The sequence below is a fragment of the Enterococcus wangshanyuanii genome, from assembly GCF_002197645.1.
GTDB classification, from domain to species: Bacteria; Bacillota; Bacilli; order Lactobacillales; family Enterococcaceae; genus Enterococcus_L; species Enterococcus_L wangshanyuanii.
Map to the genome: position 1 here is coordinate 3,715,399 of NZ_CP021874.1, position 20,530 is coordinate 3,735,928.

The window sequence follows — 20,530 nt, forward strand, 5'->3', positions numbered from 1 at the left end:
ACTTGGCTAAAGCCTTTGAAAACTAAGGTAATTACATGATATACTACACTAGTTGAATAATAAAGACCAAGGAGAATATTCCAATGTAGAAGGATTCTTAAAAAATAAATGATAGACTTGTTATACCTATTCAAGAAAAAAACGATAGATTGGAGCAACAAATGAAAAATTCACACTTAAAAGAGCAAGTAGACAGCCGCCGTACATTTGCGATCATTTCCCATCCGGATGCCGGGAAAACGACCATTACAGAGCAACTATTATTATTTGGTGGTGCGATTCGTCAAGCAGGAACAGTTAAAGGAAAAAAGACTGGGAATTTTGCTAAATCGGACTGGATGGAAATCGAAAAACAAAGAGGAATTTCCGTTACCAGTTCTGTGATGCAATTTGACTATGATAACAAACGGGTCAATATTTTAGATACTCCTGGGCATGAGGATTTCTCCGAGGATACGTATCGTACATTGATGGCCGTGGATAGCGCTGTGATGGTCATTGATAGTGCGAAAGGGATCGAGGCGCAAACGAAGAAATTATTCCAAGTGGTCAAAAAACGCGGGATTCCAATTTTTACGTTCATCAATAAATTGGACCGTGATGGTCGTGAACCTTTAGATTTACTGGAAGAATTAGAAGAACTGCTAGATATCGAATCTTATCCAATGAATTGGCCGATCGGTATGGGGAAAGGTCTAGAAGGACTTTATGATATTTACAATAAACGCGTAGAAGTGTATCGACCTGAGACAAACAATGATGAGCGTTTTATCCCATTAGTCGATAATGACATTCCAAGTGATCATCCATTGCATAAGGAAAGTGTTTACCAGCAAGTATTAGAAGAAGTTGAGCTATTGGTGGAAGCGGGAGATGAATTTGATACAGAAAAAATTGCTCGCGGTGATCAAACCCCTGTCTTCTTTGGTTCAGCTTTAACAAATTTTGGTGTGCAAACATTTTTAGAAACCTTTTTACAATTTGCCCCTTCACCGTACAGTCATAAAACGGAAGATGGACAAGAAGTCAGTCCTTATGAAGAAGAGTTCTCAGGTTTCGTTTTTAAGATCCAAGCCAATATGAATCCGGCTCACCGTGATCGTATCGCATTTGTTCGAATTTGTTCGGGAACCTTCGAGCGGGGAATGGATGTCACCTTAGGAAGAACTGGCAAGAAAATAAAATTGAGTAATGTGACGCAATTTATGGCGGATTCTAGAGAAAATGTAGAAGAAGCCGTAGCGGGTGATATCATCGGTATCTATGATACAGGAAATTACCAGATCGGTGATACCTTATACGAAGGCAAATTAAAGGTTGAATATGAAGAACTACCATCCTTCACACCTGAGCTATTTATGAAAGTTGTCGCTAAAAATGTGATGAAACAAAAATCATTCCATAAAGGGATTTATCAGCTTGTTCAAGAAGGTGCGATCCAATTATATAAAACGTATCTGACGGAAGAATATATCATTGGAGCAGTAGGGCAATTGCAGTTTGAAGTGTTCCAGCATCGGATGCTGAATGAATATAATGCAGAAGTCGTTATGACCCCAATGGGTAGTAAAATCGCTCGCTGGATCAAGCCGGAAGACTTAGATGAACGGATGAGTTCAAGCCGAAATATTTTAGCAAGAGACCGTTTTGATCAACCATTGTTCTTATTTGAAAATCAATTTGCTGAGCGTTGGTTTGCAGATAAGTATCCGGATGTAGAATTAAAAAGTTTATTATAAAAAATATAAAAGGGACTGGGACTTAACTCTAGGAGTTACGACCCAGTCCTTTTTAGTGTAAAAAAAATAAATCACTATGAATTTAGATTCTGTGTCTGATCAATTCTCTCACATAGTTGATTCCAATGACCAAAAAGACGATGATCCCTGTAAAAATGAAGAAGAAACCAATTGGTAAAAGATAAAAATTTTCATGCAAAATGCCCGATTGGTCGATATATTCGACAGAGTTTGCTTTGATGAAGAAACAGGCAAAACCAAAAAACAATAAAAAAGCGCCAATCAATGTTGTGATCATATTGAATCTTGCTCGCCTTGTTTCACTACCATCCTGAATCAATTTTTCAGTTATATTATTCACAGTATTTCCTCCTAATATCAATTCATCAAGTGAAATATGAAATGAACGAGCAATTAGGATCAACATTTCAAGATCTGGTAGATTTCGATTATTTTCCCAGTTTGAAACGGCTTGTCTTGTAACATTTAAACGCAAGGCAAATTGTTCTTGTGTTAATTGGTTTTCTGTTCGTAATCCTTTGATTTTAGTTCCAAATTCCATCGTCTAAATTCCTTTCACTAATGTTTCTCAAGCATAAAGAGAATCACTGAACTTAGCAAGAAAGCAGTGCTTGCGTGGAGGAAAGCAATACTTGCTGCTGCATCTGACAAAATAAAAAGACACATTCTACTCAAAAGAATAGAGTATGCCGTTTCATCTACTGTTCGACTAAACTAGAGGTCACAGGAATTGAAATTTCTGTTACGTCTTTTAATTCGATGATGGAAATATCTTCTTGACGGTATTTTTCTTTAGGAATACGTTTTAAGAAGTAAGCTAAAATTTCATTGATCTCAGTTTTGCGTACTGCCCGTTTTTTATTGACGATCAATATTTCTGCATGCTTTGTGGCTTCAGAATAAACGACAGTGGTATTACCAGCCGAATATACTTTAACAAAGTAGGCATCAGTATTTTCCAATTGTTTATTGACTAATTGCTTGTAGCTGTTGGTTACATTGACTAGCTTCATTTTTTTCACCCCGACTTATTTCTATATTTTAGATTGATACTTAAAATGTGCTAATTTCGCTTAAAATAGACATTTTTGACGTTTGTTGTAGATTTATTCACTATTATTATAAATTTTTTTAGCCTAAATAAAAAGAATTTTGACTCAAAAAAATGAAAAAAGACATTGAATAAACAAAAAAGGAAATCGCTTTCATTTTATTTGAGTCGTAAAAGACTAAAAATAGTTTGAAGTGAGGGGAATGCTACACCAAGAGAAGGAACCAACTAAAAATGACTATTTAGAGCGGGATTCTTTGACATATGGAGATAAATAACGTTTGGCTGAACGATCGATCTAGCCTAGGATAAATCGTCAATTAGATGAAAGAGGCTGGACATGCTGTGATGTGTCTAAACGTTTGTAGATGAAAAGCCAGAAGGTACAACGTTCAAGAAAATTTTGGATTGAATTTGGCACAAGACCTTATTGATGCGCTGAAAAAAGCAATTGCGAAATTAGAGCAGGCACATGTGATTTTCTATGATGAAAGTAAAAAGATCTGTGATTTTACCCATTAAAACAAAAAATGAGATCAGCGCTCATTCGCTGACCTCATTTTTTTATTCTTCTATTGCTTGTTCGCTGTCAGGAGAATCAGATAAAGGAGCTTCTTCAGAAACAGTTTCAGTTGCACCAGTTACGCTGATCTTCCCATCATCATCCAATTTAGCTACTAAATCATGGTCTTCTGGATGATCTAAATAGTATTCAGCAATTCCGTCTTCGATCTGTTCTTGGATCGTTCGACGCAATGGTCTTGCACCCATAGAAGGATCGTAGCCTAAATCGACTAATTTTTCTTTTACGTCTGTTGGAACTTCGATATGGATTTTTTGGTGAGCGAGTAAGCCATTCACTTCATCCAGCATCAAGCTGACGATATTCATCAAGTTTTCTTTGCTTAAAGCTTTGAACTCAATGATACCATCAAAACGATTCAAGAATTCCGGAGTGAAGAAGTTATTCAACTGACCTAAAACAGATTTTGTCACGCCTTCGCGAGCAGCACCAAAACCAACATTAGCTTCCACATTTCCAGTCCCAGCATTACTTGTCATGATAATGATCGTATCTTTGAAGCTGACTGTTCGACCTTGAGCGTCTGTTAAACGTCCATCATCAAGGATTTGCAAGAACATATGCAACACGTCAGGATGTGCCTTTTCAATTTCATCAAGTAACACTAAGCTGTATGGATTGCGGCGCACTTTTTCAGTCAATTGTCCAGCTTCATCATATCCAACATAGCCAGGAGGTGAACCGATCAATTTAGAGACACTATGTTTTTCCATGTATTCACTCATGTCAAAACGAATCATCGAATCTTCTGATCCGAATAGTTCAAAGGCTAATTGTTTCGCTAATTCTGTTTTCCCAACACCAGTTGGTCCAACAAATAGGAAAGAACCGATTGGTCGATTTTGTTTACCCAAACCTACACGGTTACGGCGAATCGCTTTTGAGACTTTATCGACAGCATCATCTTGTCCGACAACATGAGCTTTTAAGTCGACTGCTAAGTTTTTCAATTGTGTTTGTTCTTTTTCTTTCAGATCACCAACTGGAATTCCTGTTTTTTGCTCGACGATCGCTTCGATCGCTTTCTCATTAATTACAGGAGTTTCTTCATCGCTGATTTGTTTTTCCTTCATCACTTGTAATTTATTGATTTGATCGCGGTAGTAGGCCGCTTTTTCAAAATCTTCTTCAGCAGAGGCTTGTTGTTTTTGCTGTTCTGCTTCGGCTAATTTCTTTTCGATCGTTTTTGGATCGACGATTTGAATCGTCAAATTCATTTTTGAGCCTGATTCATCTAATAAGTCGATTGCTTTATCTGGTAAGAAACGGTCTTGGATATAACGGTTAGATAAGGTTGCAGCAGCTTTGATTGCTTCATCTGTATATTTTACGTGATGATAATCTTCATAGCGTTTTTGCAAACCTTTCAAAATCTCGATCGTTTCATCGACAGTGGGTTCATCTACACGAACAGGCTGCATCCGACGTTCCAAAGCAGCGTCTTTTTCGATGATGCGGTATTCATTCAATGTTGTTGCCCCAACCATTTGGAGTTCGCCTCGAGCAAGCGCAGGTTTTAAAATATTACCGGCGTCCATATTGCCGTCACCAGCAGCACCGGCACCGACGATTTCATGTACTTCATCGATAAATAAGATGACATTTTCAGCTTGCTTGATTTCTTCGATCAGCTTTTGCATACGTTCTTCAAATTGACCACGAATGCCTGTTCCTTGGACTAATGAAACGACATCTAGACGAATCACTTCTTTGTCTAACAGTTTTTGAGGAACATCACCATCAATGATTTTTTGTGCTAAACCTTCAACGACAGCTGTTTTACCAACACCTGGTTCACCGATCAAGACAGGATTGTTTTTTGTCCGGCGATTGAGAATTTCAATCACGCGTTTGATTTCTTCATCACGTCCGACAACAGGGTCGATATCACCATTACGAGCCGCTTGTGTGATATTGATACCATATTCGCCAAGTAAACCATCTGCTTGTCCTGCTCCGCCGCGTGGAGGCTGGCCGCCGTTGAAGCCGTTACCGTCACCAAATTGTGTTGGCGGCACTTGACCATTCGGATTGCCTTGTTGTTCCTGCATTTGACGGGATAATGAGCGGTAGAGATCATCTAAACTTCCAAAACCAAATGGATCTTGCTGAGACATGGTTGGTTGATTATCATTTGCTTGTGCTTTTAATTTTTGATAACAGCTTTGACAATAGTCAAGTTGTTTTCTTTCACCATTAACATTCGCATATAAATGGATCGTTGCTGGATTTTGCTGACAATTTTGACAGATCATAGGATAAAACACGTCCTTTCAAAATAAGACTAATTATGTATCAAAGTCATTTTAAGAAAGATCAAAAACTGATTGACCATTTTTGACCTTTGAGAATATTATAGCATCTTTCTCAGAAGAATCAAGCAATTGAACTTTAAAAAAGAATCTCTTTAAAGGATAAAAAATATGGAATTAGCTTAGACAATTGCTTTGTTTTGTCATACAATGATTTCAGCTTAAAATTAAACAGAAAGCGGTGAGCAAAGAATGATCGAAAATCCGTTTGAAGAACAAATCAATGCACTAAAAGAAGGCAGTATTTCTGAACTGATCGTCGATCCGCAAGATTTTCCAGCATTTCGGGAAGTGTGGAAGAATTTACCAGATCGAATGTCTTTTGTCGGAGAAGCTGGATTAAATGGACGAATTATATATCGTTATATGAAAGAAGAAAATTAAGAGAGCCTTTCAATCAATAAAAAATAGGTGAAAAGTGTTGTATCTACCTTAAAAAAATGGTAATCTTAAAAATTGAAAGGGTATTTTCTCGATGTCTGTTTTATTTGAAGCAAGCAGAGAAAGGAAAACCCTAACATAAAAAATTATTTTACTTACGAAGGAGACCGATTCATATGGAAAAGAAAGATTTTCACATCGTAGCAGAAACAGGGATTCACGCTCGTCCAGCTACATTATTAGTACAAACTGCAAGTAAATTCAACTCAGATATCAACTTAGAATACAAAGGTAAATCTGTTAACCTTAAATCAATCATGGGCGTTATGTCTCTAGGTGTTGGTCAAGGTTCAGACGTGACTATCTCAGTTGATGGTGTAGACGAAGCTGATGCATTAGCAGCAATCGTTGACACAATGAAAAAAGAAGGATTGTCAGAATAATGTCTGATATGCTAAAAGGAATTGCCGCAAGTGATGGTGTTGCTATCGCTAAAGCTTACCTGTTAGTTCAACCTGATTTATCTTTCGACAAAAAAAATGTAGAAGATACAGCAGCAGAAGAAAGCCGTTTAGATGGAGCTTTAGCAAAATCAACGACTGAACTGCAAGCAATCAGAGAAAAAGCAGCACAAAGCCTTGGCGAAGAAGAAGCGCAAGTATTTGATGCGCATTTGATGGTTTTATCTGACCCTGAAATGATTGGTCAAATCAAACAAAACATCCAAGATAATAAAGTAAACGCTGAAGCAGCATTAAAAGAAGTGACTGATATGTATATCGGTATGTTCGAAGCTATGGATGATAATGCCTACATGCAAGAACGTGCAGCAGATATCCGCGACGTTGCAAAACGTATTTTAGCTCACTTACTAGGAGTAACGCTTCCTAATCCTTCAATGATCAACGAAGAAGTGGTTGTGGTTGCCCATGACTTGACTCCAAGTGATACTGCTCAGTTAGACCGCACGTATGTGAAAGCATTCGTAACGGATATTGGCGGACGTACGTCTCACTCTGCTATTATGGCGCGTTCTCTTGAAATTCCTGCAATCGTAGGAACAAAAGAAATCACTTCAAAAGTGAAAGAAGGCGATATTTTAGCGGTAAACGGGATCGATGGCGATGTGATCGTTCATCCAACGGACGCTGAAAAAGCTGATTTTGAAGCAAAAGGTAAAGCATACGCTGACCTTAAAGCTGAATGGGATAAACTAAAACATGCTGAAACAGTAACTGCTGACGGCAAACATATCGAATTAGCTGCCAACATTGGTACACCGAAAGATTTAGAAGGCGTACACAACAATGGCGGGGAAGCTGTTGGTTTATACCGTACAGAATTCTTATACATGGATTCTCCGGACTTCCCAACAGAAGAAGATCAATATGTTGCTTATAAAGCTGTACTAGAAGGCATGGGCGGCAAACCTGTCGTGGTTCGTACAATGGATATCGGTGGAGACAAAGAATTACCTTATCTTCAATTACCGCATGAAATGAACCCGTTCTTAGGTTACCGTGCATTACGTATCAGCTTATCTGAACGTGGCGATGATATGTTCCGCACACAAATGCGTGCATTATTACGTGCGTCTGTTCATGGTAACTTACGTATCATGTTCCCAATGGTTGCTACATTAAAAGAATTCAGAGCAGCGAAGAAAATCTTCGATGAAGAAAAAGCAAAATTAGTTTCTGAAGGAACAAGCGTATCTGATACGATTCAAGTCGGTATCATGATCGAAATTCCTGCAGCAGCTGTGATTGCGGATAAATTCGCCAAAGAAGTTGACTTCTTTAGTATCGGAACAAATGACTTGATCCAATACACAATGGCAGCAGACCGTATGAACGAACGCGTTTCTTACTTATACCAACCATACAACCCTTCAATTTTGCGTTTGATCAAAAACGTGATCGATGCATCTCATGCTGAAGGTAAATGGACTGGTATGTGTGGAGAAATGGCGGGCGACCAAACTGCAGTGCCTCTATTAGTAGGGATGGGCTTAGATGAGTTCTCTATGAGCGCAACATCTATCCTTAAAACACGCAGCTTGATGAAACGTCTAGATACTAAGAAAATGACTGAACTTGCGGATCGTGCGTTGAATGACTGCGATACAATGGAAGAAGTTATTGAATTGGTTGAAGAGTTTACAAAATAGTTAATATTAAAGGAGCCAAAGCTATCTAAGATAGTTTTGGCTCTTTTTTAGTGAAATAAAGATGATTGTAAACAGACTGTTGATTAAATTTAAAGTCAATGGTCTGTTTGTGTTGAAGAAATTTAATATTATAGAGTTAAATTAGTAGAGACACGTTCGAAAGTGTATATAGATTATCTTAATAGCAACTTATTTATTTTTTAAATAAAAAATAGAGTACATAATGTTTTTTATTTGATATAATATAGTGAGTAGTAGAAATTATAATTAAAAATAGTTTCACTTTGAAATAAAGTAGACAACAGGAGGATATGTACAATGAAATGGAATCGATTAGTTGGTACGTTTAGAATTTCTTCAAAGAGTGATAAAGTTTGTCCAAATGATAAGTTGACACATGAAGACTATCTTTTAGATTTAAGTAGAGCTTTTAATAGTGATTATCGCCGAGTTATTAAAAGTGATTCTTTTAGACGCCTACAAGATAAAACACAAGTTTTTCCATTAGAAAGAAATGATTTTGTTCGTACTCGTTTAACACATAGTCTAGAAGTTGCCATGCATACTAGAGATTTATTGACATCTATTATTACGAAGTTGACTAAAGAGGGAATTTTAATTGAGGAATTAAACGAATGTTATCGCTTATTAGAAACAGCTGCATTGATTCATGACATTGGGAATCCTCCTTTTGGTCATTTTGGAGAAGAGGCAATTCGAATATGGTTTAGTAAAAACAAGCACTTATTATCATGTTGGTCCTCTTTTACAGAACAACAAAAAGAAGATTTTTTACGGTTTGAAGGGAATGCACAAACGATTCGTTTATTAACAAAATTGCATACTGACAATGGATCATCTGAAAAAGGAATGAACTTAACAGCGTCTACCTTGGATACTGTAATTAAATATACTGCTCGTGCTGACCAAGTAGACAAACAGAATATTTTAACAAAAAAAGTAGGCTACTTCTTTTCAGAAGAACAAGTATTCAAGAACATCAAGGTTGTAACCGGAACAACGGGAAACCGTCATCCTTTAGTTTTTCTTCTTGAAGCAGCTGATGATTTGGCTTATACATTTTCAGATATTGAGGATGCATATAATTATGGTTTATATAGTTATCGGGAAATAAAATCGTTTATTGATGAGAGAACTGGAACTGACAAATTTTTAAAAAATATTCATTCAGAAGCAGCGGCAATTCAAGCGTTTTTAAGAGAGACACAAAAGAAAGTCTACCAGAGTGCGAGTAAAGCATTTGTAGAGAATTATAAAGAAATAATGGCAGGAACTTTTCATGATGAAATTATCAATGAAGAGTGTGATGAAGTGAAATGTTTTAATGCTTTAAAAGAATTTTCTTATGAATATGTTTTCCAGACAAAAACAATATTGGATCAAGAAGTATTAGGGTTTAATATTATTAATCGTCTGTTAACCGAGTTTATTCCTGTAGTTTTGAAATATGACAAAGAACCCATGAATAAATATGAGGAACGTCTATTTAATAATTTACCAAGAAGTGCTGAAGAATTGTATAAAAGAGAAACTGAAAATAGTTCTGAAGTTGATAAGGATTATTATAGATTAAAAATGGCAGTTGATTTTATCTGTAATATGACAGATGGGTATGCAAAAAAACTACATGATACACTGTTTAATTAGAATTTATTTTTTTGAAAGGAAAGAATTTTTATGCCAGAATTTTTAATTTATATTGTCCCAGTGTTAATTACAATGTTGGGAACGTTATTCGTGACGTACAGGAATATCCAAAATAATAATATTTCTAGCAGTCGTATTAAATGGTTGTCACAATTGAAAGAAAATTTTAGTGAATATAACAATTCCTTGTCAGAGATAAAAGAATTAATGAATGAAGATGTAGAAAAAAGAGTCGAGAAAATCAAATCAAATAGGAAAAAACTTGAAAAGTCACGAATTAAAGTCCTTATGAGCTTTAAAGCAAATGATTTTCATGCTTATGGAAATGATAAGGATGTTAAAGAGTGTTTTAAAGTATTTAGTTCAGAAAAAAATTTGATGAAAAGACCAGATGATTGTGAAGCCTACATGTTTATTTTCATGAATGCGATTAATAGATATGTCATAGAACAAATTAATACGAATGAAAACGATAAACAGCGTGAAGAAGAGAGGAAAGATGACATCATTGTTAATGCTAATACGATAAATGTTATCGTAGAAATTATGGAGCAATTTCAACTTTGTGTTGCTAAATTAGAATGGACAAAAATCAAAAATGAATCTCAGTTTCTGTTATTTGGTAGAGAAAAATATTCAAATATAGAGACAATTCAGGTTTTAAATAAAAATATATATAAATTGGTTGTAGATTATATTGACGAACAGCGACCGGAAGAAGAAATAAAAGAAGAGACAAGTATTGAAAAAATAAAGATGACTCCATTAGAGAAAAGAGCAAAGGCTATATTGGAAAGATCAAAAACGGTACCAGATAAATTAATAAATATTCTTGAGTTTTTAGACCAAAACTGTGATTTACCAACGAGTATGTTGACTTCTACCCAAAAAAGATATATCTACTCAATGATTGAGCCTGTTCATCCAAGTGGCAAGCAGTTTTTTAACAAAAAAGAAATTATTTTGCCTAAATCAAATAAAAGAGCCTATTTAGAAACGAATTTTAGTTTATATTATGGCGATAAAATTGCAATGAGAATGGTTAGGATGACTGAAAAACACATGAGATCTCTTAAGGAAGAAGAGGGTACTCTTGATAATGAAACAGTGATTGTGTCTTGATAATGAATATATGAAGTCATTTTTAATCATTGGTTAGCGATAAGAGAAGGAATAAAGACAATTATCAAACTATATTATTTATACTTTGATATGTAAAGATTATAGGTCGAATTATTTACGTTGCAATAAAATAAAGATAACGTTTTTGAAAAATTTTAAGTTCGAAGTATTTAAATAATTTTCACAGAATTAAGAAAATACACATAACAAAAACGCAAGATATCTCCTAAAATTTTCTTAAAACGGAGCCTCCTTAAAGCATATTGAAAAAAATTACTGTATAGTAATAAGCAAGAACAAGTTTTTATAGGAGGATTTTTATGAAACATAAACAAAAAAAACTCGCACTTGCAATGACCTTACTTTTGATTTCCACAGGTGTTTATAGTGGAACGACTGCTTTTGCGACACAACAAAGCTCAACTGATAGCACATCAACTAGTCAATCATCGACAGCAACAAGCACTTCTGAAGAAACACTTCAAATCAATGCAGTTGCTTTAGGAAACGCCTTAACACAGGAACAAAAAGACTATACCTTGAAAGCACTTGGTGCAAAGGGGGAAACGCCAACCTATACAACGAATGGATCAGATTTGATGAGCTTCATCCCAGACGGTGGTTTTAACGCAGAATGGGCAGTATACAGCTCGGTTCGAATGGAAACCCAAAAGAAAGGTTCAGGTATCACGGTAGATATTGCGACACCTGAAAATATCACAAAGATCACGGCTGCTCAATACCAAAATGCCGCTTTGACGGCTGGTATCTCTGATGCCAAATTAACGGTTGCTTCCGCTGTTCCGATTGATGGCTCTGGCGCATTGGCTGGTGTCTATAAGATTGTTGAAGAATCTGGCGGTATCATCAATCGTGACCGCGTTGGCGTAGCCCAAGATGAAATGGACGTTTTATCTAAGATCACAGAGGAAAATAAAGATAAAGAAGGTTATTCCGATAAAGCGCTAAATGCGGCTCAGGAAGAAGCGAAAAAAGAATTAGCAGCTAAAACAGCTGATGGCACAAAGCTAACCAAGGAAGATATCCAGCAAGCCGTTGATAATGCATTAAAAAGCCAAGGCATCCAAGATGTCATGACCTCAGATCAAGTCAATGAATTGACTACTTTAATGAGTGACATGAAAGATAAAAACATTTTTGATGATTTTGTGAATCAACTAGACTTAACCAAAACGAAAGAACAACTTCAAGAAAAATCTAAGGGACTTTGGGAAAATATCAAAAGCTTTTTCAGTGGTCTTTGGGATTCGATCACAGGGAAATAGTTTGGCGAATTAGCATAAAAAATAAACTAAAATAGACATACAAATAAAAAAGAGATGAAATGAAAAAGGAAACTTTTATTTCATCTCTTTTTTTGTTTTGATTTAAGTTGAAATAGGTTTATTGTCCTAACTTTCATAATGTAACATTAAAATTGCTTTTTAAATCATTTGTAGTGTGTGATATTTAGAACATAACCTGATTAAAAGATGGAAAGAATGTTTTAAAGATAGGAAGGATTGTATGAAGATTGGACAATTGATCAAAGAAAGTAGAGAAAGGAAAAAAATGACACAACAACAATTAGCTGATCAGTTTCACGTAACAAGACAAACCGTGTCACGATGGGAGAATGAACAGTCGTATCCGAATTTGGATACGTTGGTTGAATTGAGTTTCTTTTTTGAGTTTTCTTTGGATGAAATTTTGAAAGGAGAAGGGAAAGCAATGGAAGAAAAATAATAAAAAAGGAACGAGATAACTTGATGCTTCTTATATAGAATAAAGAAAGCGAGTGAAGAAGCGAGAGAATAGAGTGTGGGACAATAAACCACTCTCTTTTTTGTATTTTTAGATAAAAATAGATGTCTTATTGTGTTAGAATAATAAAGTGATGGTTTTAGTTTAAGAGTAAGTGAGAGAAAACATCTGGTGAGAGATCGCGCCAATCATAGAAGAAACAGACTAAAACATTTCTTCTGTGATTGGTTGTGGGCTATAACAAAGTAGAACGAGCATTTTTTTTCTAGGCTTTTTGAGGAATCTAAAAAATCTGAAAAACATGCTAGGAATTATTTTCCTTGTAGTTTATTCATAGAGGTGAAGTTAATTGAAAGATACAGACATCGACAATCAAGAACTTTCAGAGATCAAAAAAATAAAACGGAGGACATTAGTTGCCTTTCTCGGAGTGCTTTTGATAATTGCTATTGGAATAGGAGGGAAAATATATATGGATAATAGAAGGTTTCACGATGACATGCTAAATGTGGTAAAAAGTGGGCAGGCAAAAGAAATAATTGAAGACGGATTAAAAAACTTAGATTCAAAAGCATTAACATCAGAAGGGCTTATCAAAACCTATAAAATTGATTATGAGAGTGTTGAACATAATCCTATGGGTGGGATCAATGGTAAGTTATATATAAATAATACACGAAATTTATATGTGACTTTTATTTTAGATATGGATTCAGAAGGTAATTTAGATAGAAATCATGGTATTTCAAGTTATTCATCTGAATTAGATAATATGCTGAAGGAGAGAAATAATGAGTAAAACGTATACAGATGATGAACGTGTTCAAATTGCAAAAAAAGAGTATGATAATTTGAAAAAAAATAATCCAGTTACTATTAATAATGGAAAAACAACAATAGGCTATGTTTCAAAAGTAGTAAATGACAAAAAAACAGGCGAACAAGCATACATTATTACAGACGGCAATCCTAAGGTACAAAAACCAGAAGAAGTAAATCATGTAACCGTACTGTTTCAAGGATCGTTAGGCGTAGATAAAACCTTGCAAAATCCTGGTGAAGTAAAACGTGATTGGTGGGACAACAATAAGCAAATCTTAAATAATATCGAGAAAAGTTATAAGAATCCTAATATTAGATTCGAGCCAACCAAACAAATGAAATCTTCGGCAAAAACGTTAAATAATGCGATGGATACATATTTCAATGCTAAGTTTGACACATATGGTCATTCTCATTCATCGACAAATGTACAATATGCATTAGGATCACTTGATTCAGAAGATAAAGTAAATCGAATGAATGGTGCATTTGTTTACCAAGGTCCGAATGCTTTTTCGATGATGACAAAAAAACAGAGGGACAGAGTAGCTAAGTTAAAAAATCGTATATTTAATTTTGTGGATGAAAAAGACATCGTTCCTATTGGATATAGGCATCCAGATTGGCAAATGAATTGTCCATATATTGGTACGCTTGTATTTGTTGACTCGAAGAGAAAAGGAATGACTGATCAACATATGTGGGGTGGCTATCAGTTCAAAAATGGTCATTTAAAGGTAACGAAAGAATCGCTACGAGAATTTCAAAAAGCAAAACATGCATACAATATGCGAGCGATGAAAGGACAACTGACTGCTTTAGAACGATTGAAAAAGAAATTAACGAAAAGTGGAGGCGTTCTTTCTTCTGGAGAACGTATCTATTTAGAAGACAGCAGAGCCTTAGCCGTTGTCAGTCATGCGTCAGCAGAATTTGAAGCAGCTATGTTGTCTGTTGTCATGGTCTATCAAAAAGGGATACAAGAAGTAGAAAAACTATGGACAGAAACACTGACAGATGCTCGGACAATTGCGGTCGATCTATCAGAAGGAGAAATTCTCTCTGCCCTAGAAAGTGTGGGCTGCTCTAAACAAAGTATTGTGGCCGAGCCGACGAATGATTATAAAGAAAAAATACATAAAGCGAAAACAATGAATGATAAGTTCCGACAATTAGCACAAGAAATCCGGAGTAAAATCAATACATTCGTTCAAAAAGATCAAGAATTATCGAAGCAATTAAAAGGACTTGTTTCGTAAGTGTTAGGAGAAAGAAGATGGATACAGAAGAAGCAGTGCGACTAGAATACCAAAGAAGTAGAGCAGATTTAGAAGAACAAGAAGATACAGTAAAATTCTTTATCCGTAACGGACAAGAGTATACAGAAGATATTTTTGCTCACACCCATCGTTTGTTAAGCAAGCGAGGACATTCGCAAGAGATTATCCAAGATATGCAGCGGGCGTTACAATGGAATGAGGCTGATTATTTAGAAGAATTAGAACTGGAGCGCAGAGAACTTCTCATGCAACAAGAAGAAGTGGAGCAACATTATCGGAAAAAGCGTCAAGAACTAGAGGAGCAGGAGGAATAAAGGGATTGTCAAAAGAGGGAAAAGAACGAGAAAGAAAAGAGCGAGAGAAAGCGTTTCGGAAAGAAAGTCAAAAAATAGCAGTGCAAGCACTTGGAAGAAATGCAAGTGAGCAGAAAAATTCAGATAAAGAATCTATAAAAACAAAAGGAGAAAAAGAAATGAACGAAGCAGCAGCCATGATTGGAACAACAGGAAGCTCATTTCAAGAATCCGTTCAAGGACAATTTGGAACAAAAGTGACCGAAGTATTTGATCAGCAGAAACAAGTGTTAGATTCTTTCTAAAGTAAAAAAATACCTAGGCATATTTACTAACAAACATACTTAATAAAGATAGTTGTTAGTGCAAAAAGTATCTTTAGATAAGTAATTAAAAATGTATAAAACCAAAAAGTACTCTATGATTGATAAATCTTGGATTTCACAATTATAGGGTACTTTTTTACATATAATTTGCACATACCAATGGAAAATTAAAATTTTCTTACATAAAAGATTCCTTATTCCTAAAATAATTGTTACAATGTGTTTGGGAGAGTGTGGAGTATGAATTATGAAGACAATAGTATAAAAATACAACTTAAGGAATATGATTTTTGTGAAGAAGAGGTCGAGAAGTTAAAAGATCCTTTTGAAACCAATTATCCTATTTTGTATATCTTGTATAACACGGATAAAAAGAAAATGCCAGAAGCGTATGTAGGACAAAGTAGACGATTTGATAAACGAATGTCAGAACATTTAAAAAATAAGAAAAAAGCGATGATGAAGAAAATCGTAATGATCGGTCACGAGACATTGAACGTATCTGCAGCATTGAACATCGAGACAAATTTAATCAGTTGTTTTGTTGCTGATGAAAAATATAAAGTTGAAAACAGAAGCCAAATTAAAGGGAGCGAATCACATAATTATTATGATAAAAGATATTATGATGAAGTATTGTTTCCTAAAATATGGACTCGTCTTAGAGATGAAAAAATTGTTAATCACAGCGTTGATTTTTTAAGAAATAAAGATACTTTCAAATTATCGCCATTTCGTGGATTATCGCCTGAGCAGCAGGATTTAAAAGAAAAAGTAATTGATTTTTGTAAACGAAGCTTAGCTGATACGGAAAATGAACACCATGTTTTTTTTATTGCAGGAGAAGCTGGCACAGGAAAAAGCGTTGTTTTAAGTTCGGTATTTAAAACAATTCAAGACTTGGCTGAAAAGATAGAGGACAACGAGTTTTCTGACTTTGATCAAGATAATAATTATCTTTTAGTGAACCATAATGAGATGTTGAAAACATATAAAAGCATTGCGGAAAGTTTACCCAATTTAAAAAAGAAAAATTTTATGAAACCAACAAGTTTTATAAACGACATTGATAAAGGGAAACGAGAACAAGCTGACATAGTGCTAGTAGATGAGTCCCATTTATTACTCTCTACAAAAGATAAGTACAATAATTTTGAATATGAGAACCAACTAGAAGAGGTTATCAAAAGAAGCAAAGTAACGATTGTTGTGTTTGATGAAAAACAAGTGTTAAAACTAAAAAGTCATTGGGATGTAGATAGTCTTGTTGAGATAAAAGATAAATACCCAATTCATGAAGAATATCATTTGACGACTCAATTTAGAATGAAAGCTGATCCAGAAATCGTTCATTGGGTAGATTCATTTGTGAATCGAAAAATCTTATCCTTTCCTAAAGTGATAAAACGAGAAAAGACTGCATCAGAAAAAAGATTTGGCGATGAAGATTTTGATTTTCGCTTTTTCTCAAGTGCCGAAGATATGCGAATGGAAATAAAGGCAAGAAATCAGAAATATGGTTTAAGTAGGATTGTTTCAACTTTTGACTATATCCATAAAAAAGATGGTGGAGACTATCTTGTTGAGGAAGGGGAGTTTTCTGCTCCTTGGAATCGTACGGATTATAAAAAAAGCTGGGCTGAAGAAGAGAAAACAATTAACGAAGTTGGTTCGATTTATACAATACAAGGATTTGATTTGAATTATGTAGGGGTGATTTTAGGTCCTTCAATCGATTATGATGCAGAAAAAGATGAGTTAGTTATTGATACGAGTAAGTATAAAGATTCAGAGGCGTTTAAACATCGTGAAGGAATCGAGAATATAGAAGAAACAAAAGAACAAATTATTTTGAATTCGATCAATGTTTTGCTAAAACGAGGTATAAATGGTTTATATATTTATGCCAGTAATGATAAGCTTAGAGAGAAGTTAATGTCGATTCAAAAGGAGAATTCAAAATGGACGAATTAATCAAGAAAATCAATCAATTCAGAGATGACCGAGACTGGCGACAATTTCATAATCCCAAAGATTTAGCAATTTCAATTTCCTTGGAAGCCTCTGAATTACTAGAAAATTTTCAGTGGAAAACAAGTGAAGAAGCGAAAGAGAAGAATCAAGAGAATATTGAACAGGAATTGGCAGATGTGTTGATTTATAGTTTGATGTTGGCTTCTGATTTAGATTTGGACGTTGAAGAGATTATTGAGAAAAAGTTGGAGTTGAATGATCGGAAGTATCCGGTTGAGAAGAGTAAGGGGAATAGTAAAAAATATAATAAACTATAAATTATATTTCTAATAACTAAAAAAGAGGGAATTTGATATGAAAATTAGTGATAAATTAGGTCTTGGTATGTCTCAGAGTGAACTTGATTTTGTTGATATTGATTTAGAAAATGATATGCCATTATTTTTGGATCCGTATTTTTTGTCAATAAGGGATGATCGATGGTCTCAAGTTGCACATCGGACATTAGAAAATTATTTTGGATTTATTCTGAATCTTTTACATGAAGAGAAACAGGACGAGGCAAGAACGTATTTTCGCTTTAATGAACCAGAAGAAGTATGTTTTGGTTGGACGAAAAAAGGGACAAAAGGTAATGGATTAGGGAAAGACGAATCAAAAAAATTATTTCAATACATTATTGACAGCGAAGCAGTGACAGATGGTGTAATTAATACTGCTAGTGATATAAAAATCTTTGTTCGAAATATTGGACATGATAAGTTGTCTGATTTAACAATTAATGTTATCAGAAAACATTTGATTGAGTATACAAAAAATCAAATGGAGTTACTTGGAATAAAATTGGAGAAGGCTGCATCTGGTATATATTGGGATAGCAAGAATATGAGTTGGAACAATAGTTTTGAAGACATGCTAGTTATTGAGGGAAAGCCAATAATTTTAGTACCCAAAGCAATAGTTTGTAGAATGGATAATTATTTTTATGATTATAATATATACGCAAATTCTTTTGTCTATAATTATTTAGCAGAAACAGAAATTAGGTTAGGATCTACATTAGTAAGAGAAAGAAAAAATGGAGAGCAATATGTTACTAAAAAAGATTTGAAAAAAGAGTATGGATTTGATAAAAAAATTTTTTTACAGGAGTTTACGAAGAATCATCCAGAGATATATGATCATTTCAAAAGTCAGGCTGAAGACAGAGTAGCTTCTGTTACAGATATAGAACTCATTGAAGATTATTCTGACGAATTATATCTAGGTATTATAGATAGCATGATTAGTAAATTTAAAACGATACCTACCGGAAAGTCGCATGCAAATGATTATCACAATCTGATTATTGGTACAATGACATTTTTATTTTATCCAGATTTAATTAATCCCATCAAAGAGCAACCTATACATGATGGTAGGAAAAGAATAGATATCTCATACGATAATGCTTCTCGAAGGGGTTTTTTCTATACTTTGTCAAATAATAAAAAAATTCCGTGTTCTTATGTATTTGTTGAGTGTAAAAACTATTCTGGTGAAGTTTTGAATCCAGAATTTGATCAACTAAATGGTAGATTTTCTGTCAATAATGGTCAATTCGGTTTTTTAGTTTTTAGAGGGACAGAAAATGAAGAGTTAATTTTAGATCGATGTCGTGATTTTTATAGTGATATGAAAAATTTAATTATTCCTATTATGGATAAAGACTTTGTCTCGCTGCTTGAGAAAAAGAAAAATACAGAATATGATCATCCTCAACAGGAATTTTTAAATACCTTAGCTAGAAAAATAATGGTTGGTTAGATATAGAAAAAATGAATATCCAAAGGAGTATATTTAGAATATATATTTGAATTACATGAATCAAAAGTATAGGATAATTTTAAGTGTAAACTAGGGACACTATAAACACAGTGGACCTAGTTTAATTAATCTTATTGTTTGTATAAATATTTTTTCAGCGCATTGACTCAGGCAACTTTAGTTCAAAACTAGTAACACAAACGACTTTCATCTAATCCCCTCAAGCCTTGCTGTATCTGTGTCACCATCTGCTCAACATAAAACAAAAAACGCTATTGGCGTTTGCGGACTACCAATACCGCCATCAATTCCTAGAAACACGCAAGAACTAACTAAAATACCCTCCTTAAACTAAAACTTTCCAAATGTGCTAGAAAATAAAAGAAAAATTAGGTACAATAAAAGAACTAGTGCGAAAGTGCTAGTAATTGGCAACTTGTATAGATAGTGTTCGCTGTCTATGCAAGGCTTCATCATTTGATTGCTGTCAGATGATGAAGTGCTTTTTTGTTTTATCTTGAAAATACCTCCTTTCACTAAATTGTAGAATAGAAAAAACGATATCAGGTAAATTCACCTGATATCGTTTGCAATAGTCCTCAAGAAACAGCTATCACTTTTTTCGTACACTAAAAAAGCAAGAAATCTATAGAAAAATAGATAAACCTTGAGTACATTGAAAAAAGCTAGTATCTGCTGCTAGCACTATTGGCAACTTGTCAGGGCAGTGTTCGCTGTCATTACAAGGCTTCATCTATCTGGTTGCTGCCGGACAGTGAAGTGCCAATTCAATTTTATATTCTGATATCCACAGTTCATTTCTACATGAGCTGTTTTTTTATTGCTGATCATAACATTTTTTTTAGCTGATGATTAGCAATCCTTGCTGACAGAAGGAAGAAAATTCTCCTTTCTATTCTACTTCCTCAGTATATACAAAAAGTACAAGAGAAATCTAGTCACTTTTGTAAAAAATAGCATTAAATAACAGCTTGATTTGTTCTCTTATATATAAGGAAAAATAACAGAGAAATAATTTTTTTATTGATTAAACGAACTTTATAACGTATAATAAGTTTTAAATTGAATGTTTTTTGTAAGTAAAAAATGTCTTTTTTAGTTTGGTAATTACGTTTAGCAATCTGTTAATATTTCCATTGCGTTATATTAACAAAAATGTAGCAGTATCAAAAAATAATAATTCGCTATTTAATTCAT

18 protein-coding genes are annotated in these 20,530 nt (G+C 34.4%); 15 read left to right on the top strand and 3 right to left on the bottom strand.

The window, feature by feature from the left end:
* Window positions 1-161: 161 nt before the first annotated feature.
* Window positions 162-1,739 carry a peptide chain release factor 3 gene (locus tag CC204_RS18670; protein WP_088271543.1) on the top strand — a complete coding sequence of 526 codons (1,578 nt, stop codon included), beginning with the start codon at window positions 162-164 and terminating at the stop codon, window positions 1,737-1,739.
* A gap of 82 nt (window positions 1,740-1,821) precedes the next feature.
* Here CC204_RS18670 and CC204_RS18675 read toward each other — a convergent pair whose 3' ends face one another.
* The 3 genes from CC204_RS18675 to CC204_RS18685 all read right to left on the bottom strand — a co-directional run bounded on the left by CC204_RS18675 (window position 1,822) and on the right by CC204_RS18685 (window position 5,649).
* Window positions 1,822-2,301, bottom strand: a complete 480-nt coding sequence (locus CC204_RS18675; protein ID WP_088271544.1) for a DUF3955 domain-containing protein — start codon at window positions 2,299-2,301, stop codon at window positions 1,822-1,824.
* A gap of 157 nt (window positions 2,302-2,458) precedes the next feature.
* A complete protein-coding gene (locus CC204_RS18680; protein ID WP_087639448.1) occupies window positions 2,459-2,773 on the bottom strand; it encodes a DUF1827 family protein in 315 nt (104 codons plus the stop codon).
* Between the two features lie 602 nt (window positions 2,774-3,375).
* The gene (locus CC204_RS18685; RefSeq protein ID WP_088271545.1) at window positions 3,376-5,649 is read right to left on the bottom strand and encodes an ATP-dependent Clp protease ATP-binding subunit; all 2,274 of its coding nucleotides are present in this window, start codon (window positions 5,647-5,649) and stop codon (window positions 3,376-3,378) included.
* Window positions 5,650-5,898: 249 nt separating this feature from the next.
* On the opposite strand from CC204_RS18685, the gene CC204_RS18690 reads away from it, so the two are divergent.
* The 14 genes from CC204_RS18690 to CC204_RS18755 all read left to right on the top strand — a co-directional run bounded on the left by CC204_RS18690 (window position 5,899) and on the right by CC204_RS18755 (window position 19,312).
* Window positions 5,899-6,090, top strand: a complete 192-nt coding sequence (locus tag CC204_RS18690) for a hypothetical protein (protein ID WP_088271546.1) — start codon at window positions 5,899-5,901, stop codon at window positions 6,088-6,090.
* Between the two features lie 173 nt (window positions 6,091-6,263).
* A complete protein-coding gene (locus tag CC204_RS18695; protein ID WP_010765749.1) occupies window positions 6,264-6,530 on the top strand; it encodes a phosphocarrier protein HPr in 267 nt (88 codons plus the stop codon).
* Complete coding sequence (ptsP, locus tag CC204_RS18700) at window positions 6,530-8,257, top strand: phosphoenolpyruvate--protein phosphotransferase (RefSeq protein ID WP_088271547.1); 1,728 nt, start codon at window positions 6,530-6,532, stop codon at window positions 8,255-8,257. Before CC204_RS18695 ends, ptsP begins: the two co-directional genes overlap by 1 nt.
* A gap of 318 nt (window positions 8,258-8,575) precedes the next feature.
* Complete coding sequence (locus tag CC204_RS18705) at window positions 8,576-9,925, top strand: deoxyguanosinetriphosphate triphosphohydrolase (RefSeq protein ID WP_088271548.1); 1,350 nt, start codon at window positions 8,576-8,578, stop codon at window positions 9,923-9,925.
* Between the two features lie 30 nt (window positions 9,926-9,955).
* Window positions 9,956-11,047, top strand: coding sequence for a hypothetical protein (locus CC204_RS18710; RefSeq protein ID WP_088271549.1), 1,092 nt, complete (start codon window positions 9,956-9,958; stop codon window positions 11,045-11,047).
* A 320-nt stretch (window positions 11,048-11,367) separates the two neighbouring features.
* Window positions 11,368-12,333, top strand: coding sequence for a DUF1002 domain-containing protein (locus CC204_RS18715; RefSeq protein ID WP_088271550.1), 966 nt, complete (start codon window positions 11,368-11,370; stop codon window positions 12,331-12,333).
* Window positions 12,334-12,574: 241 nt separating this feature from the next.
* A complete protein-coding gene (locus tag CC204_RS18720) occupies window positions 12,575-12,793 on the top strand; it encodes a helix-turn-helix transcriptional regulator (RefSeq protein ID WP_088271551.1) in 219 nt (72 codons plus the stop codon).
* Between the two features lie 367 nt (window positions 12,794-13,160).
* Window positions 13,161-13,610, top strand: coding sequence for a DUF1310 family protein (locus CC204_RS18725; RefSeq protein WP_088271552.1), 450 nt, complete (start codon window positions 13,161-13,163; stop codon window positions 13,608-13,610).
* The gene (locus tag CC204_RS18730; RefSeq protein WP_088271553.1) at window positions 13,603-14,892 is read left to right on the top strand and encodes a hypothetical protein; all 1,290 of its coding nucleotides are present in this window, start codon (window positions 13,603-13,605) and stop codon (window positions 14,890-14,892) included. Before CC204_RS18725 ends, CC204_RS18730 begins: the two co-directional genes overlap by 8 nt.
* Window positions 14,893-14,909: 17 nt before the next feature.
* Window positions 14,910-15,227 carry a hypothetical protein gene (locus tag CC204_RS18735; protein WP_088271554.1) on the top strand — a complete coding sequence of 106 codons (318 nt, stop codon included), beginning with the start codon at window positions 14,910-14,912 and terminating at the stop codon, window positions 15,225-15,227.
* Window positions 15,228-15,232: 5 nt separating this feature from the next.
* A complete protein-coding gene (locus CC204_RS18740; RefSeq protein WP_088271555.1) occupies window positions 15,233-15,511 on the top strand; it encodes a hypothetical protein in 279 nt (92 codons plus the stop codon).
* Window positions 15,512-15,772: 261 nt separating this feature from the next.
* A complete protein-coding gene (locus CC204_RS18745; RefSeq protein WP_088271556.1) occupies window positions 15,773-17,506 on the top strand; it encodes a DNA/RNA helicase domain-containing protein in 1,734 nt (577 codons plus the stop codon).
* Entirely contained in the window at window positions 17,494-17,823 is a 330-nt protein-coding gene (locus CC204_RS18750; protein WP_088271557.1) for a nucleotide pyrophosphohydrolase, read from the top strand. The genes CC204_RS18745 and CC204_RS18750 overlap by 13 nt, the downstream gene beginning before the upstream one ends.
* Window positions 17,824-17,860: 37 nt before the next feature.
* Complete coding sequence (locus tag CC204_RS18755) at window positions 17,861-19,312, top strand: hypothetical protein (RefSeq protein ID WP_088271558.1); 1,452 nt, start codon at window positions 17,861-17,863, stop codon at window positions 19,310-19,312.
* Window positions 19,313-20,530: the final 1,218 nt, after the last annotated feature.